The sequence below is a fragment of the uncultured Campylobacter sp. genome, assembly GCF_937973075.1.
GTDB lineage: Bacteria > Campylobacterota > Campylobacteria > Campylobacterales > Campylobacteraceae > Campylobacter_B.
This window is the reverse complement of record NZ_CALBWL010000076.1, coordinates 25,896-35,000: the sequence shown is the minus strand read 5'-3', so window position 1 is coordinate 35,000 and position 9,105 is coordinate 25,896. Positions and strand designations below refer to the sequence as shown.

Genomic DNA, 9,105 nt, shown 5'->3' with positions numbered 1-9,105 from the left:
GAATATTAACCGATTTTCCATCGCATACCCCTTTCGGACTTTGCTTAGGACCCGACTAACCCTACGATGACGAGCATCGCGTAGGAAACCTTGGGTTTACGGCGAATACGATTCTCACGTATTTTATCGCTACTCATGCCTGCATGCTCACTTCCAACCGCTCCACCGCTCCTTACCGGTACGGCTTCGACGCTGATTGGAACGCTCTCCTACCACTTGCACTTAATAATTTATACTTTTATTGCGGCTTGTCTTTTTGCTTTATGTTGCTAAATTTTAAAATTCTAAGAAATTTGAAATTTCTAAAATTTAGACTAAGACATTAGATTCAAATTTGAACTCAAGATGGCGCAGGATTTTTGAGATGGATTTAAATGTTGCGACGTAAAAATAAAGCGGAGCGAACATATAGTTCGTGAGCATTTATTTTTACGAGCTCATTTAAAGACGCTCAAAAGCCAAGCCAAGTATAAATGATTAAGTGCAAGTCTAAAGCTTCGGTACTCATTTTAGCCCCGTTATATTTTCCGCGCAAAATCACTAGACCAGTGAGCTATTACGCTATCTTTAAAGGATGGCTGCTTCTAAGCCAACCTCCTGGTTGTTTCAGTAACTTCACATCGTTTTCCACTTAAATGAGATTTGGGGACCTTAGCTGTTAGTCCGGGTTGTTTCCCTCTTGACGACGGATTTTATCACTCGCCGCCTGACTGCCGTGGTTACGCTATAAGTATTCGGAGTTTGATAGGGTTTGGTACATTGGTGTATGCCCTAGCCCATTCAGTGCTCTACCCCTTATAACTACTACACGACGCTATACCTCAATATATTTCGGAGAGAACCAGCTATCACGATGTTTGATTGGCCTTTCACCCCTATCCACAAGTCATCCGGAGCCTTTTCAACGGCCGTCGGTTGGGTCCTCCACCGGCTCTTACACCGGCTTCAACCTGCTCATGGATAGATCACATCGTTTCGGGTCTGCAGCATCTGACTAATCGCCCTATTAAGACTCGCTTTCGCTACGGCTCCGGGTTTCCTTAACCTCGCCAGACACCACAACTCGCAGGCTCATTATGCAAAAGGCAGTCCATCACACTGTGGATCTGTTTCAATACTAATCTTGGATCGTCTTATCTTGTTTGATTTAAATTTTAAATTTGATCTATATTTGAAATTTTAATTTTAGAAGTTTTATCTCTCTTTCTTTACTTTTAAAATTTCATCCGCATAGAATTTTATAAAAACAAGATATACCGGCCCAAAGGCGCGGTATTTTGGATGAGAAATTAATGTTGTGAAGATTTTTTCGATTGAGATAAGGCTTTTAGCCTATCGATTGAGAAAAAATCGAACTCATTAATTTATCGCCAAAAGACAAGCCGTCTTTAATATTCAAACAGACCCACATAGTGCTCTGAATGATTGTAAGCAAACGGTTTCAGGTTCTATTTCACTCGGCTCACCGCCGTTCTTTTCACCTTTCCCTCACGGTACTTGTACGCTATCGGTCTAGTAGTAGTATTTAGGGTTGGATCGTGGTCGACCCGGCTTCAGACAGGATTTCACGTGTCCCGTCCTACTCAGGATACCGCTAAGTAAGGATGTGATTTCATATACGGGAGTATCACCCTCTATGCCTAACCTTTCCAGATTGTTCTATTATCAGATCCTAGTCTATATTGCGGTCCTACAACCCCACTAGTAAACTAGTGGTTTGCCCTCTTACGCGTTCGCTCGCCGCTACTGGCGTAATCTCTATTGATTTCTCTTCCTGCGGGTACTTAGATGTTTCAGTTCCCCGCGTTGGCTCCGTTAATGGTAACACATATCGCTATGTATTGGGTTGCCCCATTCAGAAATTCCCGGATCAAAGCCCCTTGACGGCTCCCCGAGACTTATCGCAGCCTGGCACGTCTTTCATCGCCTCTACTAGCCAAGGCATCCACCGTTTGCTCTTAGTAGCTTACCTTTTTTAGTACTTCTCGCAAGAGCAAAGCTCTTGCTCCGACGGGGAGCGCAAGCGCTCCCCCACCTCACCTAAAGCACAGCAACGCTTTCGGCGTTGCCGTAAAATTTGCAATAAAGCAAATTCTAAAGCTTTATTTCGGATCATAATCGGTAAAGAAGTTATTAGATTTATTTATATATTCTAATTCGCATTACTTCCTTGCTAAAGATAAAACCAATCTAACTAAGCATTTGGTCTACGGATAAGAGCTTTTAAATATGCCCTATCTTTAAAACTGAAGCGTTAAATTTATTCTATAGTATTTGATTAATCGAATTAAGACGGAAAGAGATCAAACTTATAAAGTAAGTTAAGCTCTATAAGCGTGTATTGATCTTAGCTTTTAGCTTTGGATAACATAAAAAGCTAAAGGCTTGGCATCATTTCGAATAATCAAAGCTTTAACAAGTCCTGTAAAATTGTTTTATTAAAACTTGATTGTGACTTTAACAATGGTACTTTAAAGAACGATTAGGTTAAACCTAAATAGAAAATTTTAAGTTATGGCGGCTTGATCAAATTTGCTAAAATTTAACAAACCGATCCGCTTGGGTAAAACTGAATTAAAATTCTCTATTTAGATTTAACATCAAATTAAATATGACGCAAATATCTTATGGTGGAGAATAGCGGGATCGAACCGCTGACCTCCTGCGTGCAAAGCAGGCGCTCTCCCAGCTGAGCTAATTCCCCATCTTCGTTTATCTTTTTTCCTTATACTTCGTTAGTTTTTTGCAAAAATCGACATCGTGTATATCTAATACGCTCCTTGATTTTCTTAAAACTTCCTCGTCTAAGAAAAAAATCTAAACAGATCTATTTTAAAAATATAGATTGTATTAAGCAATTAATTCTTACTTCAATATATTAAGGAAAATAGCTTATAAAATACAAGACTAAAATTTTAATCTTGTCTGTCAATCTCTCAAACCTAAACAAGCTCGATTGAGCATGCTTAGAACTAAGCATAAGCTAGCGCTAAGACTTTATGATAGATACCTTGTGAGAGGATATCTATTTGTACTCTAGAAAGGAGGTGATCCAACCGCAGGTTCTCCTACGGTTACCTTGTTACGACTTCACCCCAGTCGCTGATTCCACTGTGGAGGGTAGCGAATTTCGCATTCCCGCTTCGAGTGAAATCAACTCCCATGGTGTGACGGGCGGTGAGTACAAGACCCGGGAACGTATTCACCGTAGCATGGCTGATCTACGATTACTAGCGATTCCGGCTTCATGGAGTCGAGTTGCAGACTCCAATCCGAACTGGGACATATTTTTTAGATTTGCTCCATCTTACGATATTGCGTCTTATTGTATATGCCATTGTAGCACGTGTGTCGCCCCGGACATAAGGGCCATGATGACTTGACGTCGTCCACACCTTCCTCCTCCTTACGAAGGCAGTCTCATTAGAGTGCTCGGCCGAACCGTTAGCAACTAATGACGTGGGTTGCGCTCGTTGCGGGACTTAACCCAACATCTCACGACACGAGCTGACGACAGCCGTGCAGCACCTGTCTTAACATTTCTGCAAGCAGACACTCTTCCATCTCTGGATGATTTGTTAGATATCAAGTCCGGGTAAGGTTCTTCGCGTATCTTCGAATTAAACCACATGCTCCACCGCTTGTGCGGGTCCCCGTCTATTCCTTTGAGTTTTAATCTTGCGACCGTACTCCCCAGGCGGTATACTTAATCCGTTAGGTGGATTACTGCCGTGACTAGCACAGCAACAACCGGTATACATCGTTTAGGGCGTGGACTACCAGGGTATCTAATCCTGTTTGCTCCCCACGCTTTCACGCATTAGCGTCAGTTAAGTTCCAGCAGATCGCCTTCGCAATAGGTATTCTTCTTGATATCTACGGATTTTACCCCTACACCAAGAATTCCATCTGCCTCTCCCTTACTCTAGATTATCAGTTTCCCAAGCAGTTTAACGGTTAAGCCGTTAGATTTCACAAGAGACTTGATAATCCGCCTACGCGTCCTTTACGCCCAGTGATTCCGAGTAACGCTTGCACCCTCCGTATTACCGCGGCTGCTGGCACGGAGTTAGCCGGTGCTTATTCGTTAGGTACCGTCATTATTCTTCCCTAACAAAAGGAGTTTACGCTCCGAAAAGTGTCATCCTCCACGCGGCGTTGCTGCGTCAGGGTTTCCCCCATTGCGCAATATTCCCTACTGCTGCCTCCCGTAGGAGTTTGGACCGTGTCTCAGTTCCAATGTGACTGATCATCCTCTCAGACCAGTTACGCGTCATAGCCTCGGTAGGCCGTTACCCCACCGACTAGCTGATACGATATAGTCTCATCCCTTGCCGAAATTCTTTCCCGATTTATCTTATGGTAAAAAGGAGTATGGAGTATTAGCAGTCATTTCTAACTGTTGTCCTCCGGCAAGGGGCAGATTAGCTATATATTACTCACCCGTGCGCCACTAAATTTAAAAGAGCAAGCTCTTTTAAATTCCGTTCGACTTGCATGTATTAGGCACGCCGCCAGCGTTCACTCTGAGCCAGGATCAAACTCTCCATATTTATACTTCTCGCAACGGCAAAGCCGTTACTGCGAGCGGGAGCTTTCGCTCCCTGCACCCACCTAAAGTTATAAAGATTTGCGAAAAAACAAGTTTTTCGCAAATCATAAATTTCTAAGGATAGCATTAAAAACCGAAGCTTGGCTCCGATTTATTCTGCGTCTTAAATTTAATCTATGATTTAAACTCTTTATACTTATACAGGCAGATACGATTATGAAGTTTTTAATCTAAAAACTTTATGTTTTTGTAACATTGTTTTTATGGATAGGTTTAGTTTAAAGCTAGATGCTAATTAGATATTCGTTACGGATGTAAAAAATAATCTAAATTTCGATCCGGCGATCTAAATCTAAATCCATAGGCTCAATCGATCACTTGTTTAGATTTCAAAGATTGACTAAAGATATTTGTTTTTAACAGTTAAAATTTTAAAAAACGCGTTCGCTAAAAGGCTAAAACTACTAGGACTTAAGAGTTAAGAAAGCAGATTCGACTCGGTGCGAAACAGAATTGTGATTATACAAGAGCGATGCTTAAAAGGGGCTGAATAGAAAAGAATTTAAACCAAATAAATTTTATGCTCGGCATGTGCCACTACTTCGCCAATGATAGCGCTACCAGCGTAGCCTGCGTTTCTTAAATTTGCAAGCGCTCGCGCTGCGTCCTTTTCCGCTACGGCAAGCAGAAGTCCGCCGCTGGTTTGTGCGTCGCAAAGCATTATGTCCGGCTCGGGATCGACACCAGGCGCGATAAATTTTAAATTTTTATAGCTTCCTGCAGGGATCAGCCCCTCATCAAGGCATTTGAGGGCGCTTTTTAAAAGCGGAATTTTACTAGGATAAATTTTAAAACTTACCTTCTCATTTATCATCTCAAGGGCGTGTCCAAGCAGCCCAAAGCCCGTCACATCGGTCGCGGCATGTATTTTTAGACCCGCTAACGCGCCCACAGTATAAAAATTTAACAAAATCATGCTCTCTATCGCGTCACGAAATTCTTCAAATTTAAGAAATTTCGCCTTGATAGCCGTAGCGATAATGCCCGTGCCAAGAGGTTTTGTTAGGATTAACACGTCGCCTTCGCGCGCCGTGTTATTGCTCCAAAATTTACGCGGATTCACGCGCCCCGTGACGCTAAGTCCGTAATAAATTTCGGGGGTAGAGATGGTGTGACCGCCCACCAAGACCCCTCCGCACTCTTTGATCTTGTCTTTGCCGCCGCGCAGAATTTCGCGCAGAATTTCGTTTGAGAAATGACAATCGTCAAAACCCACTATATTTAGGGCATTTATCACTTCACCGCCCATTGCAAATACGTCGCTTAGGGAGTTTGCCGCCGCGATCTGTCCAAAAATAAACGGATCGTCCACCAAAGGAGTGATGAAATCAAGCGTCTGCACGAGCGCAAGATCGTCGCTTATGCGAAATACGCTCGCATCTTCATTGCTGCAGGTGGACGACAGTAGGCTTGCATTAGGCTCGATTAAATTTCCAAGATTTTCGGTTAGACCCGCCGGGTCAAGCTTGGCGGCTCAACCGGCGGCTGCAATAAATTTCGTGAGGTTAAAATCTCTGTAGATCATAGCTTGATTACTTCGTATTTCGATAGGACGTCCATGATTTCGTATGCGTTTGAAATCTCGCCGATCGCGAGCTTATCGACCAGTTTGTAACCCTCTAGGCAGCTTCCGCAGCTTAAAATTTCAGCTCCCGCTTCGTTTAGCTTTTTGATCGCTTCGAAGCATTCGTGGCCGCGGTTAGTGGTTATGCGCACGGCGTTGTTTACGCAGATGACCTTCACTGGCTTTTCGTCTAAGCTTAGCGCCGCGCCTAAAAATTTAGCAAGCAAGCTCTTTCCGATCGGGCCGCTTCCGCACTGCTCCTCGTTTAGGAATATCACCTTGCCTCTTTTTGGCGCCGTGACATTACAATAAATATCGTCGATACTTTCATCTTTAAGCTCGTCCGTTTTTACGGTTTTTATAAGCGTATCGGCGCCCGCTTGTGAAATTTGCGCCTCAAAGCCGTTTTTAGCCAAAAAGCGTTTTATGTTTTCGCGCGGCGCTACATCGTTTACTAAAATTTCTAAATTCTCTCCGATTTTTAGCCCACCGAGGGCTTTTTTAGCGCGCAAAAGTGGCTCCGGGCAATTTAAATTGCGACAATCTAGTTGCATATGTAATCCTTAAAAATAAAATTCTTTGAACCTCAAAGCTAATGCGAGCCGCGCGCAAGCAGGCCCGCATAAAATTTACCCAAGTTATAAGCGCGGGTACTTCGCTTCAAATTGCGATTTAGCGATCTGCCCTTTATCGAGCAGCTCGCGATACCAGTAGTGGTGAAGGACGTAAACTTCCTCCTCCGGCTTGTGTCCGTCGATCATCGAGTGAATGGCACCGCTGATCGCAAAGACCGCCATATAGATATGCACAAGCAAAAATACCGCGCAGACCGCGCCCAAAAAATTATGAATAATCGCGCTTGCTCTTAAAATTTCGATCTGGCTCATACCTAGCGCGCTTCTCATCTCAGGGATATTGTAATCTAAGAAAAACATCGATGCGCCCGTGGCTATCATCACTATGCCGCCTAAAGTCGCGACCCAAAACCACGCTTTTTGGCCGGCGTTAAATTTACCCGCGGGAATCGTGCGCTTCTTTTTGCTTAAATAGCCGCCCACGATCATCATCCATTTGATATCGTAAGCTCGCGGTAGCATACGCCAAAACCATGTCACTAGCATAGGCATAACGGCGATCGCAAAGGCTATCGTAGCTAGTCCGTGAGCGTTTTTACAAAATCTCACGAAAGCGCCACCGCCGAATTCTTCGCCAAACATCATAATTAAGCCGGTAGGAACCAAGATCGCCCATGCGACGGCTGCTACGAGATGATACAAGCGCTCAAATTTATTAAATGCATAGATCGGCTTGCCGGCGTGATGATCGAAGTGCTTCGGCCCTATGATCGCGTAGTGCCCAATAAAAGCTATGATTACGCCCAAAACCGCGCCCAGCGCCAACCAAGCAAAAAAGCCCGAGCTTTGCAGATGTCCTTGAAATTGCAGAAAAATCGGACCGAAGCCGTTGCCGTAGCTATCGATGTTTTCAAGCCTTGCATTGCCCCAAACATCACTATTCCCCTGCACGATATCGGCATATTTTTTCTCTTCGGCCTGCGCATAAATACAGGCAAAAAGCGCGAGAAACAATCTTTTCATGGATTTCCTTAGATATAAAATTCAAGCCGATTATATCATTTTTTGCAAAAAATTTTCTTACAAAGCAAAATTACATTTTTGCATTAAGTGCGGCGCTAGTTTCGCCGCGCATACTCGTCGTAGCCGAATTTTTTGATTGCCAAAACCTCTCCGTGCTCGTCCGCTAAGACGAGATCGGGCAGCTTGATGCCGTTAAAGGTCGTGTTTTTCACGATCGTGTAGTGGATCTGATCCTCGAAAATCACCCGATCGCCGATGTTTAGCGGCGCGTCAAATTTATACTCGGGCTGCCCGCTCTCAAGCCCCACGATGTCGCCTGCGAGGCAGGTATTGCCGCCGAAACGATAGCTAAATTTACCGCTCTCGCTCTCGCCGCGCACCGCAGGACGATACGGCATCAGCACGGTATCGGGCATATGAGCTTCAGCGGAAGCGTCTAAAATAGCGATTTTAGCGCCATTCTCTACTATGTCAAGCACGCTAGAGACTAAATACCCGCACTCCCAGCCTACCGCCTCGCCCGGCTCGAGATAAATTTCGACCTCGTATTTTTCGCGAAATTTTTTGATCAGCTCTATCAGCAGCTCCACGTCGTAGCCTGCACGCGTGATATGATGCCCGCCGCCGAAATTTAGCCACTTTAGGGCTCTAAAATACTTGCCGAATTTCGCCTCAAAAACCTCGAGCACCCGCTCTAGGCTCTGAGCGCTCTCTTCGCACAGCGCGTGAAAATGCAACCCCGAGATGCCGCGCAAAAACTCGTCGTCTTGCAAGATCGCCCGCTGCAGCGCCTCAAGGCTCATCCCGAGCCTGCTAAAGCTGCCGCACGGATTGTAAGCGTCTTTGGGCGCGAAGGAGGTCTGCGGATTTAGCCGCAGTCCGCACGATGCTCCCGCAGCAAGCGCCTTTGCGCGGTATTTTTGCCACTGCGCGGCGCTATTGAATACGACGTGGTTTGAAATTTTTAAAATTTCATCCAAATCATCCTCTTTGAATGCGGGCGAGTATGTGTGGATTTCGCCGTTTTTGATAAATTCCGCGGCGAATTTCGCCTCGTGCAAGCCGCTGCAAGTAGCGCCCCAGAGGTATCTGTCTACGTAAGGCATTGCGAAGCTAAACGCAAAGCCTTTTAGCGCGCATAAAATTTTTGCGCCGCTTCGCTCGCCTACGCCGCGTAAAATTTCTAAATTTTTTACCAGTTTTTGCTCCTCGCACACGTAAGCGGGGGTTGAAATTTCATCGATTTTCATCATTTTTCCTCATTAAATTTTTACGCAATTATATAAAATTTTATGAATTTTTGGTTAAAATCGCCTAATCTTTAAAAAAGG

Annotated in this window: 4 protein-coding genes, 1 tRNA gene and 2 rRNA genes (1 of these 7 cut by a window edge); all 7 read right to left on the bottom strand. The window is 44.5% G+C overall.

What is annotated here, in order from left to right; all coding sequences use genetic code 11:
* Positions 1-1,972: ribosomal RNA gene (locus tag Q0274_RS10705) — 23S ribosomal RNA — on the bottom strand; its annotated part reaches 1,216 nt to the left of the window's first position; the annotation flags it as partial.
* Positions 1,973-2,628: 656 nt separating this feature from the next.
* Positions 2,629-2,704 (bottom strand) — tRNA-Ala (locus tag Q0274_RS10700).
* Positions 2,705-3,040: 336 nt separating this feature from the next.
* Positions 3,041-4,553: ribosomal RNA gene (locus tag Q0274_RS10695) — 16S ribosomal RNA — on the bottom strand.
* 561 nt (positions 4,554-5,114) lie between these two features.
* On the bottom strand, positions 5,115-6,134 hold the full coding sequence (gene selD, locus Q0274_RS10690) for a selenide, water dikinase SelD (protein ID WP_298029599.1): 1,020 nt from the start codon (positions 6,132-6,134) through the stop codon (positions 5,115-5,117).
* Positions 6,134-6,730 carry a sulfurtransferase-like selenium metabolism protein YedF gene (yedF, locus tag Q0274_RS10685; protein WP_298029597.1) on the bottom strand — a complete coding sequence of 199 codons (597 nt, stop codon included), beginning with the start codon at positions 6,728-6,730 and terminating at the stop codon, positions 6,134-6,136. The genes selD and yedF overlap by 1 nt, the downstream gene beginning before the upstream one ends.
* 84 nt (positions 6,731-6,814) lie before the next feature.
* Entirely contained in the window at positions 6,815-7,774 is a 960-nt protein-coding gene (locus tag Q0274_RS10680; RefSeq protein ID WP_298029595.1) for a formate dehydrogenase subunit gamma, read from the bottom strand.
* A 95-nt stretch (positions 7,775-7,869) separates the two neighbouring features.
* Positions 7,870-9,027 carry a carboxynorspermidine decarboxylase gene (nspC, locus tag Q0274_RS10675; protein WP_298029593.1) on the bottom strand — a complete coding sequence of 386 codons (1,158 nt, stop codon included), beginning with the start codon at positions 9,025-9,027 and terminating at the stop codon, positions 7,870-7,872.
* Between the last annotated feature and the right edge of the window lie 78 nt (positions 9,028-9,105).